This is a genomic window from Micromonospora sp. SCSIO 07396, from assembly GCF_053667945.1.
In genome coordinates, this window is record NZ_CM132210.1 from 1,293,687 (window position 1) to 1,313,990 (window position 20,304).

At 72.8% G+C, this 20,304-nt stretch carries 16 protein-coding genes; 11 read left to right on the top strand and 5 right to left on the bottom strand.

Annotated features, from left to right (window positions below):
* The first annotated feature begins 62 nt into the window (after positions 1 to 62).
* The 3 genes from ACWCHM_RS05805 (at position 63) to ACWCHM_RS05815 (ending at position 3,297) form a co-directional block, all read left to right on the top strand.
* Positions 63 to 578 (top strand): MarR family winged helix-turn-helix transcriptional regulator, encoded by a 516-nt coding sequence (locus tag ACWCHM_RS05805; RefSeq protein WP_204959622.1) that lies wholly within the window; start codon positions 63 to 65, stop codon positions 576 to 578.
* 5 nt (positions 579 to 583) lie between these two features.
* Positions 584 to 2,245, top strand: a complete 1,662-nt coding sequence (locus ACWCHM_RS05810; protein ID WP_454221674.1) for a CocE/NonD family hydrolase — start codon at positions 584 to 586, stop codon at positions 2,243 to 2,245.
* 194 nt (positions 2,246 to 2,439) lie between these two features.
* On the top strand, positions 2,440 to 3,297 hold the full coding sequence (locus tag ACWCHM_RS05815) for a hypothetical protein (protein WP_088645071.1): 858 nt from the start codon (positions 2,440 to 2,442) through the stop codon (positions 3,295 to 3,297).
* A 141-nt stretch (positions 3,298 to 3,438) separates the two neighbouring features.
* Here the strand turns inward: ACWCHM_RS05815 and ACWCHM_RS05820 are convergent, their stop codons facing one another.
* Positions 3,439 to 4,452, bottom strand: coding sequence for a hypothetical protein (locus ACWCHM_RS05820; protein ID WP_454221675.1), 1,014 nt, complete (start codon positions 4,450 to 4,452; stop codon positions 3,439 to 3,441).
* A 66-nt stretch (positions 4,453 to 4,518) separates the two neighbouring features.
* Between ACWCHM_RS05820 and ACWCHM_RS05825 the strand changes: the two genes are divergently transcribed.
* Positions 4,519 to 5,100, top strand: a complete 582-nt coding sequence (locus ACWCHM_RS05825; RefSeq protein ID WP_454221676.1) for a TetR/AcrR family transcriptional regulator — start codon at positions 4,519 to 4,521, stop codon at positions 5,098 to 5,100.
* A gap of 107 nt (positions 5,101 to 5,207) precedes the next feature.
* On the opposite strand, the gene ACWCHM_RS05830 is transcribed toward ACWCHM_RS05825, so the two are convergent.
* Positions 5,208 to 5,411, bottom strand: coding sequence for a cold-shock protein (locus tag ACWCHM_RS05830; protein ID WP_067314937.1), 204 nt, complete (start codon positions 5,409 to 5,411; stop codon positions 5,208 to 5,210).
* A 180-nt stretch (positions 5,412 to 5,591) separates the two neighbouring features.
* On the opposite strand from ACWCHM_RS05830, the gene ACWCHM_RS05835 reads away from it, so the two are divergent.
* Together ACWCHM_RS05835 and ACWCHM_RS05840 are read left to right on the top strand one after the other, a co-directional pair.
* Positions 5,592 to 6,275, top strand: coding sequence for a class I SAM-dependent methyltransferase (locus ACWCHM_RS05835; RefSeq protein WP_454221677.1), 684 nt, complete (start codon positions 5,592 to 5,594; stop codon positions 6,273 to 6,275).
* A 128-nt stretch (positions 6,276 to 6,403) separates the two neighbouring features.
* Complete coding sequence (locus tag ACWCHM_RS05840) at positions 6,404 to 7,021, top strand: DedA family protein (protein WP_204959166.1); 618 nt, start codon at positions 6,404 to 6,406, stop codon at positions 7,019 to 7,021.
* Between the two features lie 36 nt (positions 7,022 to 7,057).
* Here the strand turns inward: ACWCHM_RS05840 and ACWCHM_RS05845 are convergent, their stop codons facing one another.
* Together ACWCHM_RS05845 and ACWCHM_RS05850 are read right to left on the bottom strand one after the other, a co-directional pair.
* Positions 7,058 to 7,711 (bottom strand): MBL fold metallo-hydrolase, encoded by a 654-nt coding sequence (locus ACWCHM_RS05845; protein WP_281895762.1) that lies wholly within the window; start codon positions 7,709 to 7,711, stop codon positions 7,058 to 7,060.
* Between the two features lie 7 nt (positions 7,712 to 7,718).
* Positions 7,719 to 8,438, bottom strand: coding sequence for a maleylpyruvate isomerase family mycothiol-dependent enzyme (locus tag ACWCHM_RS05850; protein WP_454221678.1), 720 nt, complete (start codon positions 8,436 to 8,438; stop codon positions 7,719 to 7,721).
* Positions 8,439 to 8,615: 177 nt separating this feature from the next.
* Here ACWCHM_RS05850 and rsgA point away from each other — a divergent pair, with 177 nt between their 5' ends.
* The 3 genes from rsgA (at position 8,616) to ACWCHM_RS05865 (ending at position 13,525) form a co-directional block, all read left to right on the top strand.
* On the top strand, positions 8,616 to 9,695 hold the full coding sequence (rsgA, locus tag ACWCHM_RS05855; RefSeq protein ID WP_454221679.1) for a ribosome small subunit-dependent GTPase A: 1,080 nt from the start codon (positions 8,616 to 8,618) through the stop codon (positions 9,693 to 9,695).
* A gap of 223 nt (positions 9,696 to 9,918) precedes the next feature.
* A complete protein-coding gene (gene uvrA, locus ACWCHM_RS05860; protein WP_204959162.1) occupies positions 9,919 to 12,864 on the top strand; it encodes an excinuclease ABC subunit UvrA in 2,946 nt (981 codons plus the stop codon).
* A gap of 199 nt (positions 12,865 to 13,063) precedes the next feature.
* Positions 13,064 to 13,525: a Rieske (2Fe-2S) protein gene (locus ACWCHM_RS05865; protein WP_454221680.1), complete on the top strand. Its 462-nt coding sequence runs from the start codon at positions 13,064 to 13,066 to the stop codon at positions 13,523 to 13,525.
* A 48-nt stretch (positions 13,526 to 13,573) separates the two neighbouring features.
* Here the strand turns inward: ACWCHM_RS05865 and ACWCHM_RS05870 are convergent, their stop codons facing one another.
* Positions 13,574 to 16,816 carry a penicillin acylase family protein gene (locus ACWCHM_RS05870; protein WP_454221681.1) on the bottom strand — a complete coding sequence of 1,081 codons (3,243 nt, stop codon included), beginning with the start codon at positions 16,814 to 16,816 and terminating at the stop codon, positions 13,574 to 13,576.
* Positions 16,817 to 16,995: 179 nt separating this feature from the next.
* Here ACWCHM_RS05870 and ACWCHM_RS05875 point away from each other — a divergent pair, with 179 nt between their 5' ends.
* Entirely contained in the window at positions 16,996 to 18,342 is a 1,347-nt protein-coding gene (locus ACWCHM_RS05875) for a jacalin-like lectin (protein WP_454221682.1), read from the top strand.
* A gap of 10 nt (positions 18,343 to 18,352) precedes the next feature.
* Positions 18,353 to 20,302, top strand: coding sequence for an excinuclease ABC subunit UvrC (gene uvrC, locus ACWCHM_RS05880; protein WP_454221683.1), 1,950 nt, complete (start codon positions 18,353 to 18,355; stop codon positions 20,300 to 20,302).
* The last annotated feature ends 2 nt before the right edge of the window (positions 20,303 to 20,304 follow it).

A 20,304-nucleotide genomic window follows, 5' to 3' on the forward strand; every position in this document is an offset into this window, starting at 1 on the left:
CTGTTCTATGCTGCAACCGGGCGCAGCGACAGGGGGCAACGGCGGGCGTGGCAACGCACGGGATGTATCGGCGGCGGGACGACCCGCGCGGGCGGATGGTGGCCGACATCACCAACGACCTGCGGCGGTACTCGGTCGACGCGCAGCACATCGGGCACGCGTTCGCCAACCTGCACGGGCTCAACCCGACCGACCTGCACGCCCTGATCGCCGTCATGGACGCCGAACTGCTCGGCGACCCGATCACCCCCGGCCGGCTCGGCGAACAGCTCAACCTCTCCTCCGGGTCGGTGACCGCGCTGATCGACCGGCTGGAACGCGCCGGGCACATCCGCCGCGACCGCGACACCGCCGACCGGCGCAAGGTGTTCCTGCACTACGCCGACCAGGGGGCCGCCCTGGCGATGAGCTTCTTCGGCCCGCTCGGGCGGCGTACCGACGAGGTGATGGCCCGGTTCACCGACGACGAGTTGGCGGTCGTGCACCGGTTCCTGGCCACCATGGTCGCCTCGATGCGGGAGCACCGCGACGCGATGCGGGCCGCCCGCGCCGAACCGCCCCGCCGCCCGGCCGACTGACCGCCGTGCCGGACCTGTCGCTCGCCCGCCTCGCCGCCGCCGTGCTGCGTCTGCCGGCCGCCGCCACCCACCGGGTCGACGTCACCCGGGGCCTCACGGTCCGGGCCCGCGACGGGGCGCGGCTGCGCACCGACCACTACGCCCCCCGGCTGCCCGGCGCGCCGACCGTGCTGATCCGCACCCCGTACGGGCGGGGCGGGCCGATGCGGCTGCTCGGCCGGCTCGTCGCCGGTCGCGGTTTCCACCTGGTGATCCAGTCCTGCCGGGGCACCGACGGCTCCGACGGGCTGTTCGACCCGCTGGTGCACGAGCGCGACGACGGGCTGGACACCGTCGACTGGCTGCGCCGGCAGCCCTGGTACACCGGCCGGTTCGGCATGTTCGGGGCCAGCTACCAGGGTTTCGTCCAGTGGGCGCTGGCCGCCGACGCGGGCGACGAGCTGGCCGCGATGGTCGCGGTGGTCACCGCCTCGACCACCCGCGACTCGACGTACGCGGGGGAGTCCTTCGCCCTGGACACGGTGCTCACCTGGGCCGAGCTGCTCCAGGCGCAGACCGTGCCGTGGCTGGCCCGGCAGTGGGAACTCAAGCGCGGGCAGCCCCGGCTGGCCGCCGCCCTGGCCCACCTGCCGCTGGCCGAGGCCGACCGGGTGGCGACCGGGGTGACCGTGCCGTTCTTCCAGGAGTGGCTGCGCCACCACACCCCGGACGCCGACTACTGGCGGACCCGGGTCTTCGACGCGCGGATCACCGAGGTGCGCGCCCCGGTGACGATGGTCACCGGCTGGCAGGACATCTTCCTCCCCGCCCAGCTCGCCGACCATGCCGCGCTGCGGGCGGCGGGCAAACCCACCCGGCTCACCGTCGGCCCGTGGACGCACGGCAGCCCCGGCCTGCTGGCCGAGGCGCTGCGGGAGGGGTTGGGCTGGCTCGACGCCCACCTGAACGGCCGGCCGCCGTCGCCGCGCGCCCCGGTGCGGGTGCACGTCGGCGGGGACGGCGGCGGCTGGCGGGACCTGCCCGAGTGGCCGCCGCCGGCCACCGCGATTCCGTGGCACCTGCACGCCGGGGGCCGGCTCGCCCCGCAGCCGCCGGCCGCGTCGCCCCCCGACACCATCCGGTACGACCCGGCCGACCCCACCCCGTCGCTGGGCGGCCCGCTGCTGGTGGCCCAGCGGGCCGGGCCGGTCGACAACCGTCCCGTCGAGGCCCGGCCCGACGTGCTGGTCTACACCGGCGCGGTACTGACCGACCCGGTCGAGGTGGTCGGCCCGGTGCACGCCGAGATCCACGTCCGCAGCGAACTGTCGTACCTGGACGTGTTCGTGCGGTTGTGCGACGTGGACCGGCGTGGCCGGTCCTGGAACGTCTGCGACGGTCTGGTCCGGGTGGCTCCCGGCCGGTTCCCGGTCGACCCGGACGGGGTGACCCGGGTGCCGGTGCCGCTGTGGCCGGTGGCGCACCGGTTCGCGGCCGGGCACCGGCTGCGGGTGCAGGTGTCCGGGGGTGCCCATCCCCGCTACGCGCGCAACCCCGGCACCGGTGAGCCGCTCGGCGAGGCGATCACGCTCCGCGCTGGGATTCGGCAGATCCTGCATGATCCATCGCATCCGTCGCGGATCGTGCTGCCGGTGGTCCCAGCCGGTTCCCAGCTTCCACCTATCTGAAGACAACCCCTTTGAGCTGGGGTTTTTCGCGCAACTGGGACTATCGTCTGTCGCAACGCTCGATGACGTGCACCAGCGGTCGGTTCGGCTTCCCCGATGGGTGATCCATACGCGGAGTAGCGAAAATTCCCCGGCCCTGGCCTGTTGCTGAAGCAGTCGGCGCCTCCCGGTTCCGGCTGCGGAGAGGGGGCGTCATGACGACGGCTCCGGCCAACCTGCTGGCGGTCCGCCGGCTCCTGCTCGACACCATCAAGGGACTCGATCCCGCTGCGGTGGGGATCGTCGGCGATCCGGCCCACCGGGGCGGCTACCACTGTGGCTCCGACCGGGTGGTCACCAACGACTACTCGGTGGTGGAGTCACCCCGGGACTCAGGCGGCCTCACCCTCTACGCCTCCGGGCTGGACGTGGGCACGTTCAGCGTCCGCTCCGGGGGTGCCACCCACAATCTCCAGACGTTCTCCACCTGGTGCGTCGCCCAGTGCCGGGCGAACACGCCGGACAGCCGCGACCTGCGGGAGATCATCTATTCGCCCGACGGCAAGGTCGTCAGGCGGTGGGACCGGTTGGGCAAGCGCAGCTCCGGCGACGACTCGCACCTGTGGCACACCCATTTCAGCTTCTTCCGCGACTCGACCAAGGCCGGACGGGACCAGACCCCGCTGTTCCGGCGCTACCTGACCGGCATCGGACTACTGGAGGACACCGACATGACACCCGAAGAGCACGCCTGGCTGGAGACCGTCCACAAGAACCTGACCGTCCTCGATGGCCGCAACCCGGTGGGTCAGATCTACACCCGGATGGCGATGGGGGAGGACCACACCAACCCCGACTTCGTCGTCACCCACCCGACCCTGAAGTCGCTCGGCGCGCAACTGACCTCGTTGCAGACCGCGTTGACCGCCCTGGCCAACAAGGACTTCACCGACGAGCAGGCGATCATCGCCGGGGTCCTGGCCGGGCTCACTCCGGAGAAGATCGCCGCCGCCATCCCGCCCACCATCGCCAAGCAGGTCGCCGACGAGCTGGCCAAGCGCCTGGTGGCCTGACCCGGACCCCGTGGCACCCCTTCCGCCCCGCCTCCTGCGGAGGGGGTGCCTACGGTTGTCCACACCGGACCAGGCGTCCGGGCCTGCCGACGCCGGCCACCGCGCGGGACGCGATCGTGGAGCGCCCGGCGTCGTCGACGGCTAGCGGGTGGAACGGCTGCGCCGACGAGAACGGCCGTAGTCGGCGACGGCGTGGAAGGCGGCCTTGGGCGTCCACGAGCCGTCGGGCAGCACCCGCACGATCCCGCGTGCCGCCAGGTCGTAGTCGTGCCCCGGTTCGTCGGTCGTGGGCAGGTGCCGGTTGGCGAACGTGTACACGAAGGCCGCTTCCACCCCGCCGGCCTCGTAGTCGCGCAGCAGGTCGACGAGGTAGCGGGCCTGGCCCTCCTCGTCGCGTTCCAGTTCCGCGGTGAGCCGCACGGCCCGGCCGTGCCCGTCGTACGCCACCGGTTCCGTCGTGCCCGCGACGTCGCCCGCGCCGCGGAACGTGCAACAGCCGAACTCGGTCGCGGCGTAGGGCTTGCCCTGCCCCACCGCCGCTGCCAGGCTCTGCGGGAAGGCTGCGGCGTTGGTCGCGTCGCGGTAGCCGGCGTCGCTGGCGATGATGTCGAACGGCGTCCAGTCGACGTCCTCCAGCGGGATCGAGGCATAGCCGACCGGGCCGCCGAAGCGCTCGCGTACCGCGGGCACCGCCTCGGCGAAGAAGTCCCGCACGGCGGCGCGGGCGGCGGGGACCGCCTCCCGCAGCCGCATCGGATCGGTGAACAGCGCCATCCGTTCGGTCAGGTCCCGGCCGGGCAGGAAACCGTCGGTGAACAGGGAGATCTCGGAGCCGGCGAGGTAGACGACCGGGACGCCGTCGCGCCGTAGCCGCTCGGCCCGCTCGGCCCCGTCGAGAACGAACGCCATCAGCCCGGCGCGGTCGAGACCGTTGGTGAACGGGCAGTACCACACCTCCAGCCCGGTCTCGGCCGCCGACCGGGCCGCCAGTTCCAGCCGGTCCTGGACGCCGCCGGTGATGCGTACCGCGTCGCAGTGCAGCTCGTCGCGGATGACCCGCAGGTCGCTGCGGACGACGTCGCTGTCGAACGGCTCGTGGGTGGTGGACCCGGCGCTCACGAAGCCGGTGTCGTAGTTCATGCCGAAGACGCGCACGAGGAACTCCCCTTCCCTATAGGGTACGCCGCGTACCTTATAGAGTACGTCGCGTACCCTGCAAGGGTGGGTACGAGACGCCGGGGCGAGGAGTTGGAGCGGGCGATCCTGCACGCGGCGGCCGAGGAACTACGCGAGTCCGGCTACGGGGGAATGACGATGGACCGGGTCGCCGCCCGCGCCGGGACCAACAAGAACGCCATCTACCGCCGATGGCCGCACCGGGCGGCACTGGGCATCGCGGCGTACCGCCACCTGTCCGACGCCGCCCTGCCGAACCCGGACACAGGGACGCTGCGGGGCGACGCGCTGGAGATGCTCCGCCAGGCCAACCGGACGTGGTCCTCGCCGCACGGAACGGTGCTACGCGGTCTGCTCGCCGCTGCCGCCGACGACCCGGAGCTGCTCACCCTGATGCGCGAACGGTCCGGCGTGGACGCCATGGACCAGGTGTGGCTCGGCATGCTCGAACGGGCCGTGACACGGGGGGAGGCTCCGGCAGCAGCCGTCCGTCACCGGGTGGCGACCACGCCGATGATGTTGCTCCGCGCCGAGTATGCGATGCGCGGTATCCCCTCGGCTCCCGACGAGGTGCTGGTCGGGATCGTGGACGAGGTCTTTCTGCCGCTGGTGCGTGGCCACGGCTGACCCGCCACCCACCGGAGCGCTACGGCAACGGACGGACCTGTCGGACGGTGGCCGGCGGAGAGCGCTCGGTGGCGGCGGCCCCGGGCCGCCGCCACCGGCACGGAGACTTACAGCGGGCGGACGTTCTCCGCCTGCGGACCCTTCTGCCCCTGGGTCACATCGAACTCGACCTTCTGGGCCTCCTGCAGTTCCCGGTAGCCGCTGGTGGCGATCGCCGAGTAGTGAACGAAGACGTCGGGGCCCCCGCCGTCCTGCTCGATGAAGCCGAAGCCCTTTTCCGAGTTGAACCACTTGACCGTGCCGGTTGCCATGCATCTCTCCCTGTTTACAACGGGTGATCCCGCCGCTGTGGCGGACGATCGCCCTGTACTGCCCCGACAGTAGCCGGCCGATCCGGTTTTTGCCGGCTGAAAAGCCGCAGGATGCGGACGGAAACTCGCAGGTGGCCGGAATGTCGCCCCGGAAGGGGGCCGCTGCGGCACACTCGACCGGTGAACCGACCGCGCGGCGACGCGTTGACCGAGCTGGAACGCGAGATCGACGCGCCGGGCGACGGGCTGGACCGGCTGCGGCTGGTACCCACCCCCTTCGTGCCCGAGGTGCGGCTGCACCTCGCCGAGGACGCGATCGTCTGGTGGGCCCGGATGGAGGCCAACGCCGGGCACACCCTGCCCCCGCCGTTCTGGGCGTCCGCCTGGGCCGGCGGCCAGGCCCTCGCCCGCCACCTGCTCGACCATCCCGAACTGGCCGCCGGCCGGCGGGTGCTCGACCTGGCCGCCGGCTCCGGACTCGTCGCCATCGCCGCCGCGCTGGCCGGCGCCACCCAGGTCGTGGCCAACGACGTCGACCCGTACGCGGTGGCGGCGGTCACCGTCAACGCGCGGGCCAACCGGGTCCGCGTGCAGGCCAGCCACCAGGACCTGCTCGACGACGACGGCATTCAGGCCGACCTGCTCGTCGCCGGGGACGTCCTCTACGACCGCGACCTCGCCGGACGGGTGCTGCCGTACCTGCGGCGGGCCGCCGACGGCGGGGCGCAGGTGCTGGTCGGCGACCCGGACCGGGGACACCTGCCGCCGGACGTGCTGGAGGTGGTGGCCAGCTACCCGGTGCCCACCACCGAACCCTCGGTCGACTCCCCGGTCCGCCGGGTGCAGGTGCTCCGCCCCCGCTGAAGCACCCCCACCGGCACGTCCCCCGTCGCGTCGTGGCCCCACCTCGGGGGAGCCCGCCGCAAAACTCGGGGAGTGATCAGGGTCGCGACCCGATGCGCCGGGACGCCCGATGGTCGTAGCGTCATCTCGTGCTCGACGAATTGGCCCAGCTCGGAGACCTGCCGACCGCCCTGTTGATGGCGGCGCTCGGGCTGGTGATGCTCGCCGACGCCGTACCGCTGCTCGGGGTGCTCGTCCCCGGCGACGTGGCGATCCTCGCGGCGGTGGGGGTGGGCCGGCCGGTCGCCGGCGTGGCGACCATCGTCGCCGTGGTCGCCGGCTGCCTCACCGGCTGGTCCCTGAGCTTCCTCGCCGGGCGGATCTTCGGCGAGCGGCTGCGGCACAGCCGGGTCGGCGACTGGATCGGCGAGGGCCGCTGGTCGGCCGCCGAGCAGCTGCTGCGCTCCGGGGGTGGGCGGATGGTGCTCGTCGCGCCCTTCCTGCCGGTGTTCAACACGCTGCTGCCGTTGGCGGCCGGGAGCCTGCGGATGTCGTACCGCCGGTTCGTCGTCTGCGCCGCGCTCGGCGCGGCGGCCTGGGCCGGCCTCTACCTGGCCCTCGGCGCGGCGTCGCGGGCCCTGGCCGGGCTGCTGCCCGGCAACCCGCTGCTGGTCACCATGGCGGTCGGCCTGCTGCTGGCCGGCCTGGTGCTGCTGGGCACCCGGCGTCGGCTGCGCGCGCTGACCGGCGTCGGCCAGCCGGGCTGACCGACGCCTGACGGTCACCGTCGGGCCGTCACCGGCTCACCAGCCGCGCGCCCGCCACTGCGGCAGCGAGGCCCGTTCCGCGCCGAGCGTGCTGTCCGCGCCGTGCCCCGGGTAGAACCAGGTGTCGTCGGGCAGCCGGTCGAACAGCTTGTGCTCGACGTCGTCGATGAGCTGGCCGAACCGCTCCGGGTCCCGGTCGGTGTTGCCCACCCCGCCGGGGAACAGCGAGTCGCCGGTGAACAGGTGCGGGGTGCCGGCCGGGTCGCGGTAGAGCAGCGCGATCGACCCCGGGGTGTGCCCCTTGACGTGGATCACCTCCAGCGTCTGGTCGCCCACCGCGACGGTGTCGCCGTCGGTCAGGGGCTGCGCCGCGATCGGCAGCCCCTCGGCGTCGTCGGCGTGCACCAGGGCGGACGCGCCGGTCGTGGCCACCACCTCCTCCAGGGCGACCCAGTGGTCCATGTGCCGGTGGGTGGTGACCACCGAGGTCAGCCCGGCGTCGCCGATCAGGTCGAGCAGCCGGGGCGCCTCGTTCGCGGCGTCGACGAGCACCTGCGCGCCGGTGTCGCGGCAGCGCAGCAGGTAGGCGTTGTTGTCCATCGGGCCGACCGACACCTTGGTGACGGTGAGCCGGTCCAGTTCCCGGACGGCGGGTGGGCCGCCGGGGGTGACGTCTCCGGTGTAGCTCATGTGTGGTCTATATCCATTCCGGTGGGGTCGGCAGGGCACCGTCGGGGGTGACGGTCAGCCCGTCGCCGCTGCTGCGGCCGATCAACCAGGCGGCCAGCGCGGCGCAGCTGCCGGCGACCTGCGGGGCGTCCTGTGTGTCGCGCACCACCAGCTCCGGCCGGTTGCCGTCGGTGGGCCGCAGCACCAGCGCGGGCGCGTCGGGCCGCTCGGCGAGCCCACCGGCCACCTCGTGCAGCAGGTGCTGGGCGAACGCGGCCGGCCAGTCCGCCGGCCGGTAGCCGGCGGCCAGGTCGACGTGGTGCACCTCCAACTCGCGCCACCGGGCCCAGGGGACCAGGGCGGCCGGCCACGGGCCACGTCGGGCCTGCACGGTGGCGCTCCACGCCGACGCCGTCATCGCGGCCACCGCCTCGGCGAACCGGTCGGTGCTGCGGCGCAGGTCGGCCAGCAGCTCGGCGGGTGGGCGGCCGGCACCGGCGGCGATGTCGGCGTCGCGGGCGGCGACGCTTTCGTACATCGGGATGTCCTCGCCGGTGCGGGCGGCGGTGAGCAGGTTGACGAGCCCGTCGGCGTTGCGGGCCAGGTGGGTCAGCACGTGGCCCCGGGACCAGCCGGGCAACAGGCTGGGGGCGGCGACGGCCGCCGCGTCGAGCCCGGCGGCGGTGTCCAGCAGGCGGGCGGCCGAGTCGACCACCTCACCGGTAAACATCAGTGGGTCCGTCGTCACGCCACGACCCTAACGGTCCGGACAGCGTTGCGCCGCCGGGGAATTCGCTTTCGGCCTGTCGGCCGGCGGCCTACCGTCGGCCTGACACGGTACCGGGACGACGGACGGGGGTGGTGGTCATGCCGGTCGCAGTACGCGTGTTGCGCCACGACCAGTTCCGACCCCGGTGAGGATGACATGACCATCGATCTGACCGCCCTCGGCCTCGACGCCGAACGGGCGGCGTACGCGCGGCGGCGTCCGGACCGCCGGCCCGGCCGGGTGGCCCGGGTCGACCGGGGGGTGTGCACCGTGCTCGGCGCGGACGGACCGGTCCGGGCCAGCCTGGGCCCGGCGGTGCTGGCCGCCGCCGCCCGTGACCTGACCGCCCTGCCGTGCGCCGGTGACTGGGTGCTGCTGGCCCGCTGGCCGGACGGCCCGGTGACCGTCGACGCGGTGCTGCCCCGGCGGACCGCGCTGGTCCGCCGCACCGCCGGTAAGGACGCCAGCGGCCAGGTGCTCGCCGCCAACCTCGACACCGCCGCGGTGATCGAGCCGGTGCATCCGGAGCCGGACGCCGCCCGGATCGAACGGCTGCTCGCCCTGGCCCACGAGTCGGGGGCCACCCCGCTGGTGGTGCTCACCAAGGCCGACCTGGCCGCCGACCCGCAGGCGGTGGCCCGGCAACTCGCCGCCGTCGCCCCCGGGGTGCCGGTGCTGCCGGTCAGCGCCGAGCGGGGCACCGGCCTGACGCCGCTGCGTCCGCTGGTCGCGGCGGGGCGCACGCTGGCCCTGCTCGGCCCGTCCGGGGCGGGTAAGTCGAGCCTGGTCAACGCGCTGGTCGGGGCGGAGGTCATGCCGACCCAGGCGATCCGCCGGGTCGACGGCAAGGGGCGGCACACCACCACCTGGCGGGCGCTGGTCCCGGTGCCCGGCGGCGGCGCGGTGCTGGACACCCCCGGGGTCCGGGCGGTGGGCCTGCTGGACGGGCACACCGGGCTGGACCGGGCGTTCACCGACATCGCCGAGCTGGCCACCGGCTGCCGGTACGCCGACTGCGGGCACACCGCCGAGCCGGCGTGTGCGGTGCGCGAGGCGGTGGAGACCGGGGAGTTGCCGGGCCGGCGCTTCGAGAGCTGGCGTCGGCTCCAGCGGGAGCTGGCGTACGAGAGCGGTCGCCGGCAGAGCCGGTTGGCGGCCGAGCGGCGGGGCGGCTGGCGGGGTGGCCGTCGGCGGCCGGCCCGGCCGGCGACGCCGCCCCTGCCCGGCGGGTTCTGACCCGCTCCGGCCCGGCCGGTCCCGACCGGCCGGGCCGGGTGCGGTGGTGTGCCCGGCGGGTCGGCCGACCGGTGTGAGCTGGGGGAATGTTGGCGTGCGGGAAGTTGTCGTAGCCCGGGGCTAGAGTTGCGCAGGCGTTCCTTCTGCGCCCCGTAAAACCGCTCAGATCCCACTCGGAGCGGACAGATCCGCCTCATATTCTTCTTCCGGGAGCACCCGCACCGTGGCCGACCGTCTGATCATCCGTGGCGCGCGCGAGCACAACCTGCGTGACGTCAGTCTCGACCTGCCCCGGGACGCCCTCATCGTCTTCACCGGGCTCTCCGGCTCCGGCAAGTCGAGCCTGGCCTTCGACACCATTTTCGCCGAGGGGCAGCGCCGCTACGTCGAGTCGCTGTCGTCGTACGCCCGGCAGTTCCTCGGCCAGATGGACAAGCCCGACGTCGACTTCATCGAGGGCCTGAGCCCCGCCGTCTCCATCGACCAGAAGTCGACCTCGCGCAACCCGCGTTCCACCGTCGGCACCATCACCGAGGTCTACGACTACCTGCGGCTGCTCTTCGCCCGTATCGGCGAGCCGCACTGCCCGGTCTGCGGCGAGCGGATCTCCCGGCAGAGCCCGCAGCAGATCGTCGACCGGGTCCTCGCGATGGCCGAGGGCACCCGGTTCATGGTGCTCGCCCCGGTGGTCCGGGGCCGCAAGGGCGAGTACGTCGACCTCTTCGCCGAACTCCAGGCCAAGGGCTACGCCCGCGCCCGGGTCGACGGGGTGGTGCACCCGCTGACCGAGCCGCCGAAGCTCAAGAAGCAGGAGAAGCACACCATCGAGGTGGTGATCGACCGGCTCAGCGTCAAGCCGGGCGCCAAGCAGCGGCTGACCGACTCGGTCGAGGCCGCGCTCGGCCTCTCCGACGGCCTGGTGCTGCTGGACTTCGTCGACCTGCCCGAGAACGACCCGGCCCGGGAGCGCCGCTACTCCGAGCACCTGGCCTGCCCCAACGACCACCCGTTGGCGATCGAGGACCTGGAACCCCGGGTGTTCTCGTTCAACGCGCCCTACGGTGCCTGCCCGGAGTGCACCGGCCTGGGCACCAAGAAGGAGGTCGACCCGGAGCTGGTCGTCCCCGACCCGGAGCGCACCCTGCGCGAGGGCGCGTTGCAGCCCTGGGCCACCGGGCACAACCTGGAATACTTCCTGCGCCTGCTGGAGGCGCTGGGCGAGAGCCAGCACTTCGACGTCGACACCCCCTGGCGGGCGTTGCCGGCCCGGGCCCAGAAGATCATCCTGCACGGCTCCGACGACCAGGTGCACGTGCGCTACCGCAACAAGTACGGCCGCGAGCGCTCCTACTACACCGGCTTCGAGGGCGTGGTGCAGTGGATCGAGCGGCGGCACACCGACACCGAGAGCGAGTGGTCGCGCGACAAGTACGAGGGCTACATGCGCGACGTGCCCTGTGCGGCCTGCGGCGGCACCCGGCTCAAGCCCGAGGTGCTGGCGGTCACCATTGCCGGCAGGAGCATCGCCGAGGTGTGCAACCTGTCGGTGGGCGAGGCGGCCGAGCTGCTCGCCGGCATCACGTTGACCGACCGGCAGAAGATGATCGCCGAGCGGGTGCTCAAGGAGATCAACGCCCGGCTGCGGTTCCTGCTCGACGTCGGCCTGGACTACCTCTCCCTGGACCGGGCGGCCGGCACCCTGTCCGGTGGCGAGGCGCAGCGCATCCGGCTGGCCACCCAGATCGGCTCCGGCCTGGTCGGCGTGCTCTACGTGCTCGACGAGCCGTCGATCGGCCTGCACCAGCGGGACAACCACCGGCTGATCGAGACCCTGCTGCGGCTGCGCGGCCTGGGCAACACGCTGATCGTCGTCGAGCACGACGAGGACACCATCCGGGTGGCCGACTGGATCGTCGACATCGGCCCCGGCGCGGGCGAGCACGGCGGCAAGATCGTGCACAGCGGTTCGGTGCCGGAGTTGCTGGACAATCCCGAGTCGGTGACCGGGGCGTACCTGTCGGGCCGGCGGGAGATCCCGACGCCGCGGCAGCGCCGGCCGCAGACGCCGGAACGCGAGCTGGTGGTGCACGGGGCGCGCGAACACAACCTGCGCAACCTCACCGTGCCGTTCCCGCTCGGGCAGCTCATCGCGGTCACCGGGGTCTCCGGCTCGGGCAAGTCGACGCTGGTCAACGACATCCTGTACGCGGTGCTGGCCAACCAGATCAACGGCGCGCGGCTGGTGCCGGGCCGGCACACCCGGGTCTCCGGGCTGGAGCACGTCGACAAGGTGGTCGGCGTCGACCAGTCGCCGATCGGCCGTACCCCGCGCTCCAACCCGGCCACCTACACCGGGGTCTGGGACCACGTCCGCAAGTTGTTCGCCGAGACCACCGAGGCCAAGGTCCGGGGGTACGGCCCGGGCCGGTTCTCGTTCAACGTCAAGGGTGGCCGCTGCGAGGCGTGCTCCGGCGACGGCACCATCAAGATCGAGATGAACTTCCTGCCGGACGTCTACGTCCCGTGCGAGGTGTGCAAGGGTGCCCGGTACAACCGGGAGACCCTGGAGGTGCACTACAAGGGCAAGACCGTCTCCGACGTGCTGGAGATGCCGATCGAGGAGGCGGCCGAGTTCTTCTCCGCCATCCCGGCCATCCACCGGCACCTGCGCACGCTCAACGACGTGGGCCTGGGCTACGTCCGGCTGGGCCAGCCCGCGCCGACGCTGTCCGGCGGTGAGGCGCAGCGGGTCAAGCTGGCCTCCGAGCTGCAGAAGCGTTCCACCGGCCGGACGGTCTACGTGCTTGACGAGCCCACCACCGGCCTGCACTTCGAGGACATCCGCAAGCTGCTGATGGTGCTGGAGGGGTTGGTCGACAAGGGCAACACGGTGATCACCATCGAGCACAACCTCGACGTGATCAAGACGGCCGACTGGTTGATCGACATGGGCCCCGAGGGCGGTCACCGGGGCGGCACCGTGCTCGCCACCGGCACCCCGGAGGAGGTCGCCGAGGTCGCCGAGAGCCACACCGGGCAGTTCCTGCGTTCCGTGCTCAAGCTCGACGGGCAGGCCCGGGGGGCGAAGGCGGCGGTGACCCGGGCGGCCCGCGCCAACGGCACGACGCCGAAGGCGCGTACCCGTAAGGTGCCCGCCGGAGCCCGCTGACCCGGCGGCCCGCCGCCCGGCCCGCACGCCCACGCCGCCGGGCCTGTCCACGCCCGGCGGCGGGGCGCGGTGGCGCGTCGGCCCGCTGCGCAGGGCGTTCCCGGGCGGCCGGGGTGAACCGTCGGGCACAGTGGTGCGTGTGCTCCAGTGAGCCGCGCGGGTCGACGACCGGCGGCAGTAGTCGAGAGAAAGGCCGGAGATGACAGACGACCAGGTGCCGACCGTGCCCGGTGTGCAGACCCGACGTGCCCTGCTGGCCGGGGCCGGCGCGGTGGGGGCGGCGGTCCTCCTGACCGCCTGCGGTGACGACTCCGGTGACGAGCCGGCCACCCCGGCCACCGGCGGACCGGCCGCGACCACCGGCGGGTCGGGTGCCGCCGCGATCGCCAGGACGGGTGACATCCCGGTCGGCGGCGGCCAGGTCTACGCCGCGCAGGGTGTGGTGATCACCCAGCCGACGGCGGGGGAGTTCAAGGGGTTCGACCCGATCTGCACCCACCAGGGCTGCCCGGTGTCGAACGTCGACGGCGGGACGATCAACTGCACCTGCCACAACAGCAAGTTCGCCATCGCCGACGGCGCGGTCAAGGAGGGGCCGGCGACCAAACCGCTGGCCGCCAAGGAACTCAAGATCGACGGCGACCAGATCACGCTGGCCTGACCGACACCGGCCGGCCCGCAGGACGTCCTGCGGGCCGGCCGGTCGGGGTCACTGCGGGTAGACCGCCATCTCCCAGATCGAGTAACCGTACGTGGTGGCCCGGGTCACCCCGTGCATCCGCACGTACCGGGCGGTCGTGGTGGGGAAGGCCGCCACGTCGGTGCCGCCGTCGCCGGCTGTGGTCGACCACACCGTCCGCCAGCTCGACCCGTCGGTCGACACCTCGATCCGGTACGACCGGGCGTACGCCGACTCCCAGGCCAGCGTCACCCGGCCCACCTGCCGGGCCGACCCGAGGTCGACGCTGAGCCACTGGTCGTCGGCCCAGCTGCTCGCCCAGCGGGTGCCGAGGTCGGAGTCGACGGCCTTGGCCGCCCCGAAGAACAGCTCGCTGCCGGACGCGGTCGCCGTCCGGCCGGCGGCCAGGTTGGTCAGGTCGTCGCCCCGCCGGGACGGGAACGACACCGTCTGCTGGAAGGTGGGCCGGTTCTGCCAGGCGATGGTGGCGTGCTTGATCCCACCCAGCGGCGACTGGATGATCGCGTCCGCGCACCACTGGTCACCTGCGGCGCAGCTCGCGTCACCGGGGTACACCTGCTCAGCCGGGGTGGCCGCCGCCGTACGCAACGTGTCCAGCAGCACCTGCCGGCAGCCGGCCAGGTTCCCGGCACCGCAGAAGCCCCGGCCCAGCCCGCCGCGCACCGGGTCGCCGAGCACCGCGCGCAGGTCCTTGTCGACGTAACCCCACCAGCCGTACTGGAAGGACGAGCCCTTGTGCGCCTGGGCCTCGTTGGCCGAGGTCGGCAGGTTGGACTTGTCGCCCTGCTGGTACCCGGAGGGGGACTCGTTGATCTGGATCGCGTTGATCAGCGACTGGTAGAGGTCCGGGCCGAGCTGGTCGCGGAACATCCCCCGCACCAGCAGCGGCCACCAGGCGTCGAAGGTGCGGATCGCGTCGGCGTGCCGGTAGACCTTCGACCCCTTCGCCGTCTCCACCCGCAGCGCGCCGTCCTGCCGCCACGCCTTGAGCCGGCTGATCTCGGTGGCCAGCGCGGCGTCGGCGACGGGCTGGCTCTCCAGCACCCGGATCAGCTCGTCGAGCACCTCGGCCCCGCGCAGGTCGGTCACGCCGGCCTGCTCGACCAGCGCGGTCAGCGAGCCCCGGTCGTACTTCCGGCCGGCGGCCAGGCCCGCCTTGAGCGGGCGGTCCAGCAGGTCGGCCCGGTGCACCGCGCCGAAGCTGTAGTTGCCGTCCGCGCCGCCGAAGTCCTTGGCCTGCTTGTTGTTCCAGCTGACGTAGTAGTCCTGGTTGACCGACCGGGGGTGGGCGGCCAGCGGGGCGTAGCTTGCGGTGTTCGTCGCCGGGTCGAAGCCCTGCCACTCGTAGGCCGGCTCGGCCTTCATCGGCAGGTTCGGGTTGGACCCGGCGGCCCGCACCGGGTTCAGCCCGGAGTTGAAGTACGCCGACTCGGTGGAGTTGACGTAGAACCAGTTGAAGGCGTACTCGACGTTGTTGGCCGAGGCGACGAAGGCGTCCGCCGAGCCCATCTGGGCCGGGTCGTTGAACATCTGGAAGCCGATCGCGGAGTCGGCCTCGTGCCGGTAGGTGGAGCGCAGTTGGGTGAACGCGTGCGGTTTGCCGCCCACGGTGCCCCGCCAGGACACCAGGCCGAGCTTCGTCCGCCAGGCCACCAGCTTGTACGACCCCTTGGCGGTGCCGTCGGCGAGGGTCGGCGTCCACTTGTTGACGTGGGCGAGCTCCTCCATCGCCACGCACTGGCCCCGGTAGAGGTAGTGGTCGGCGGCGAGGGTGGGGGTGCTGCCGTCGGTGGTGCACAGCGGCACCGCGTAGGTGTCGGTGATGTCGTGGATCGACGAGGTGGCGCTCCACGCGTAGTCCTGGCCCCGGCCGAGCAGCACGTAGAGGTTGAGCCCGGCGAACGCCGCGCCCCGGGCGCTGATACCCGGGCCCTGCAACTCCTGCACCATCAGCAGTTGCGGGGAGAAGTAGCCGGTCTGCGGGCCGAAGACCGCGACCGGGTGCCCGGTGGCCGAGTTCGCGGCCGAGACCACCGCCGCGTTGGACATGCCCCGGTGCGCCGGGCTGATGGTCAGCCCGGACAGCGCGGCGGCCAGCTCACCGGACGCGCTGTTGCCGGTGGTCCGGGCCGGGGCGGCGGTGCTGCCTGCGGAGCCGGTCGGGTCGGTGAAGATCGGCTCGACCCGGGCCGAGCCGGCGTCGGGCAGCGCCACGCTCGCCGCGTCCGAGGAGGCGTCGCCGTACGGGAAGCTCTGCCCGTCGTGCAGGGTCAGCACGGTCTCCGGGTCGTTCTGGTTGCGGAACGCCGTCCACACCTTGTCGCCCTCGGTGGCCCCGTACTTGGCGCGGGCGGCGATGCGGACCAGCGCGGACTGCATCTCGGTGCCGCCCCCGCCGCCGAACAGCCCGCCGACCACGCCGGCGATGGCGATCAGGTCGGTGAGCTGGAACGGCTCCGGGCCGCCGGCGTTGGTGACCGCGTCCAGGTGGCCGGTGAGCACGTACTCGCCGGGGCAGTTGCGGGCGCCCATGCAGACGCCGATGTAGGCGTTGATGCCGGCGATGTACTCCTGTACGTCGGCGTAGAGCTGCTGGCCGCGCGGCCCCTTCGTGCGCAGCGCCTCGACCTGCGCCTGGAGGTCCGCCTCGGTGTACGGCGAGTTGCGCCAGACGCTCTGCTCCAGGGCCCGGTTGCCGGGTGCGCCCCCGGCGAACGAGGTGAGGGTGCCCCGGCCGACGTGCCGCAGCAGGTCCATGGTGAACAGCCGGTCCTCGGCTCCGGCGTAGCCGGCGCCGTACATGGTGCCGCCCCGGGTGGTGCCGGTGACGTGCGGGACGCCGGTCGCCTTGTCCCGCAGGATGCGGACGTCGGCGCGGGGCGAGTAGTCGCGTTCGACCTGCCCCTGCGGGACGCCGAAGGAGGCGTCGTTGAAGAACGAGCCGATCTGTTCCTCGCGTAGCCCGGCGTAGCCGTAGACCAGGTCGGCGTAGCGGCCGAGCTGGTCGGCGGAGTGCCGGGGCAGGGTGCCGAGGGTCTGGTTGCCCAGCACCTCGACCAGTGTGGCGTTGCCGTTCTGGCCGGGCGGCAGGATGTCGCCGCACTCGCCGAGGCAGTAGTCCTCGGGGGTGAAGGCGGCACGTGGCGCGGCGGCCTCGGCGGGTGCGGCGGGCGTCGTGGTGAGCAGGGCGGCGACGCTGATGCCGGCGGTCAGGCCGGCGAGCAGGCGACGGACGGTGGGGGGACGGGGCATGGCGATCCTCCGATGAGGATGGGATCTTTACGTGAATAACATTCGGTTACCGGATGGTAATCTCCGTCCGTCGATATCGGAAGACGTCCATCGCACGGCCGCCGGATCTTCGCCGGGTGGTACCGGGCCGGTCGATGCGCGTGGATAGCCTTCGACCCCCGCTCCAGATTGGATTGTCGATGAAGGTCGTCCGTCTGCTCGCGTCCGCGACGCTGCTCGCGGTCGCGCTCACCCCGTCCGGGCCGGCCGCCGCGTCGGCCGCCCCCGCCCCTGCCGGGACCGCCGCCGCCCCCACTTCGGGGGCCTTCTCCGTGCTCACCTACAACGTCGCCGGCCTGCCGGACATCCTGTCCAGCGGCGACCCGGCGACCAACACCCGGCCGATCGGCGAACGGCTCGGCGGGTACGACATCGTGCACGTCCAGGAGGACTTCAACTACCACGCCGACCTGTACGCCACCGACCAGCACCCGTACCGGACGCCCACCAGCGGAGGCGTGCCGTTCGGCAGCGGCCTCAACACGCTGTCGAACTACCCCTACAGCGACTTCGCCCGGGTGAAGTGGAACTCCTGCAACGGCACCGACTGCCTGACCCCGAAGGGCTTCACCGCCAGCCGCATCCGGCTCGCCGAGGGCGTCTACGTCGACTTCTACAACGCCCACCCCAACGCCGGCACCACCGACGCCGACCTGGCCGCCCGGCGGTCCAACCTCAGCCAGCTCTCCGCGTACGTCGCCGCCAACTCGGCAGGCAACGCGGTGGTGCTGATGGGGGACCTGAACGTCCGCTACACCCGTACCGGTGACAACATCCGCGACCTGGTGGCGGCCAACGGCCTCACCGACGTCTGGGTGCAGCAGGAGCGGGGCGGCCAGCCGCCGGCCGCCGGTGATCCGGCGCTGGTCTGCGACGAGGCGAACGTGACCGACGCCTGCGAGGTGGTCGACAAGATCCTCTACCGGGGCAACAGGCTGGTCAACCTCACCCTGAACCGCTACCACAACGAGCACGCCCGGTTCCTCACCCCGACCGGCGGCCCGCTGTCCGACCACTATCCGCACGCCGCCTGGTTCGACTGGACCCTCGACCCGACGCTGCGGGCCAGCGACACCTGGGGCGGCCCGCACGGCACCCCGTTCACCGACGCCGACCGGGTCGGCCCGGCGGTCACCCGGGTCACCCTGCGCGGCGGCTCCCGGCTCGACGCCGTCGGCGTCGACCTCGCCGACGGCGGCCAGCTGCGCCACGGCGGCACCGGCGGGACGGAGAGCAGCCTCACCCTGGCCCCCGGCGAGCGGATCACCCAGGTCACCCTCACCCAGGGGCAGAAGGACGGCCGGACCAGGATCTTCTCGGCCCGGCTCAGCACCGACCAGGGCCGCACCCTCACCGCCGGTACGCCCACCTCGGCGGCGGTCACCTTCACCGCACCCGAGGGGGGCCGGCTGGCCGGCTTCTTCGGCCGCAGCGGCACCGAGGTCGACCAGCTCGGCGTGATCTGGAGTGTCGGGGGCAACGGATAGTCTCGGTGCCGTGGCTGATCCCTCGACCTACCGCCCCGCGACCGGCACGATCCCCGAGTCCCCCGGGGTCTACCGGTTCCGCGACGGCACCGGCCGGGTGATCTACGTCGGCAAGGCCAAGAGCCTGCGCAGCAGGCTCAACTCCTACTTCGCCGACCCGTGGGGGCTGCACGAGCGCACCCGGCAGATGGTCACCACGGCCGAGTCGGTCGACTGGGTCACCGTCGGCACCGAGGTCGAGGCGCTCCAGCTCGAATACACCTGGATCAAGCAGTACGACCCCCGGTTCAACGTCAGGTACCGCGACGACAAGTCGTATCCGTACCTGGCGGTGACCCTCGACGAGGAATACCCGCGGTTGCAGGTCATGCGGGGCGCGAAGCGTAAGGGCGTGCGGTACTTCGGGCCGTACTCGCACGCCTGGGCGATCCGCGAGACGCTCGACCTGTTGCTGCGGGTCTTCCCCGCCCGCACCTGCTCCGCCGGGGTGTTCAAGCGGGCCGGGCAGGTCGGCCGGCCCTGCCTGCTCGGCTACATCGGCAAGTGCTCCGCGCCCTGCGTCGGCACCGTCTCCGCCGAGGCGCACCGGGCGATCGTCGACAACTTCTGCGAGTTCATGGCCGGCCGCACCGACACCATGGTGCGTCGCCTCGAACGCGAGATGACCGAGGCCAGCGAGCAGTTGGAGTTCGAGCGGGCGGCCCGGCTGCGCGACGACGTGGCCGCCCTGCGTCGGGCCATGGAGAAGCAGACAGTGGTGCTCGGCGACGGCACCGACGCCGACGTGGTCGCCTTCGCCGACGACCCCCTCGAAGCCGCCGTGCAGGTCTTCCACGTCCGCGACGGCCGGGTACGCGGCCAGCGCGGCTGGGTGGTGGAGAAGACCGAGGAGCTGACCACCGGCGACCTGGTGCACCACTTCTGCACCCAGGTCTACGGCGGCGAGCAGGGCGAGGCCGACGTCCCCCGGGAGTTGCTCGTCCCCGAGCTGCCGGGCGACGCCGAGGCGCTCGCCGACTGGCTCAGCGCCCGCCGGGGCAGCCGGGTGTCGCTGCGGGTGCCCCAGCGCGGCGACAAGAAGACCCTGCTGGAGACGGTGGGCCGCAACGCGAAGGACGCGCTGGCCCGGCACAAGCTCAAGCGGGCCGGCGACCTGACCACCCGCAGCAAGGCGCTCGACGAGATCAGCGAGGCGCTCGGCATGCGTACCTCGCCGCTGCGCATCGAGTGCTTCGACGTCTCCCAGATCCAGGGCACCGACGTGGTGGCCAGCATGATCGTCTTCGAGGACGGGCTGCCCCGCAAGAGCGAGTACCGCCGGTTCATCGTCCGGGGCGCCACCGACGACCTGTCGGCGATGTCCGAGGTGCTGCGTCGCCGCTTCGCCCGCTACCTCGACGCCCGCGCCGAGACCGGCGAGCTGGGCGAGGAGACCGCGTCCGATCCCGACCGCCCCGGCATCGACCCGACCACCGGCCGGCCGCGTAAGTTCGCCTACCCGCCGCAGCTGGTGGTGGTCGACGGTGGCGCCCCGCAGGTGGCGGCGGCGGCCCAGGCCCTGGCCGAGCTGGGCATCGACGACGTGGCGCTGTGCGGGCTGGCCAAGCGGCTGGAGGAGGTCTGGCTCCCCGACGACGACTACCCTGTCATCCTGCCGCGCACCTCCGAGGGGCTCTACCTGCTGCAACGCGTCCGCGACGAGGCGCACCGGTTCGCCATCACCTTCCACCGGCAGCGGCGCTCCAAGCGGATGACCGAATCAGCCCTGGACACCGTCCCCGGGCTGGGCGAGGTACGCCGCAAGGCGCTGCTGCACCACTTCGGCTCGCTCAAACGGCTCTCCGCCGCCACCGTCGAGGAGATCGTCGAGGTGCCCGGGGTGGGCCGGCGCACCGCCGAGGCGATCCTCGCCGCCCTCGACGGTGACCCGAAGACCACCGCCCCCACCCCGACCGACTGACG

What these genes read in the sequence shown, in the direction of transcription:
- ACWCHM_RS05805 (WP_204959622.1), top strand. Translation starts at nt 63, where the DNA reads ATGTATCGGCGGCGGGACGACCCGCGCGGGCGGATGGTGGCCGACATC.
- ACWCHM_RS05815 (WP_088645071.1), top strand. Translation starts at nt 2,440, where the DNA reads ATGACGACGGCTCCGGCCAACCTGCTGGCGGTCCGCCGGCTCCTGCTC.
- ACWCHM_RS05830 (WP_067314937.1), bottom strand. Translation starts at nt 5,411, where the DNA reads ATGGCAACCGGCACGGTCAAGTGGTTCAACTCGGAAAAGGGCTTCGGC.
- ACWCHM_RS05845 (WP_281895762.1), bottom strand. Translation starts at nt 7,711, where the DNA reads ATGAGCTACACCGGAGACGTCACCCCCGGCGGCCCACCCGCCGTCCGG.
- rsgA (WP_454221679.1), top strand. Translation starts at nt 8,616, where the DNA reads ATGACCATCGATCTGACCGCCCTCGGCCTCGACGCCGAACGGGCGGCG.
- ACWCHM_RS05865 (WP_454221680.1), top strand. Translation starts at nt 13,064, where the DNA reads ATGACAGACGACCAGGTGCCGACCGTGCCCGGTGTGCAGACCCGACGT.
- ACWCHM_RS05870 (WP_454221681.1), bottom strand. Translation starts at nt 16,816, where the DNA reads ATGCCCCGTCCCCCCACCGTCCGTCGCCTGCTCGCCGGCCTGACCGCC.
- ACWCHM_RS05875 (WP_454221682.1), top strand. Translation starts at nt 16,996, where the DNA reads ATGAAGGTCGTCCGTCTGCTCGCGTCCGCGACGCTGCTCGCGGTCGCG.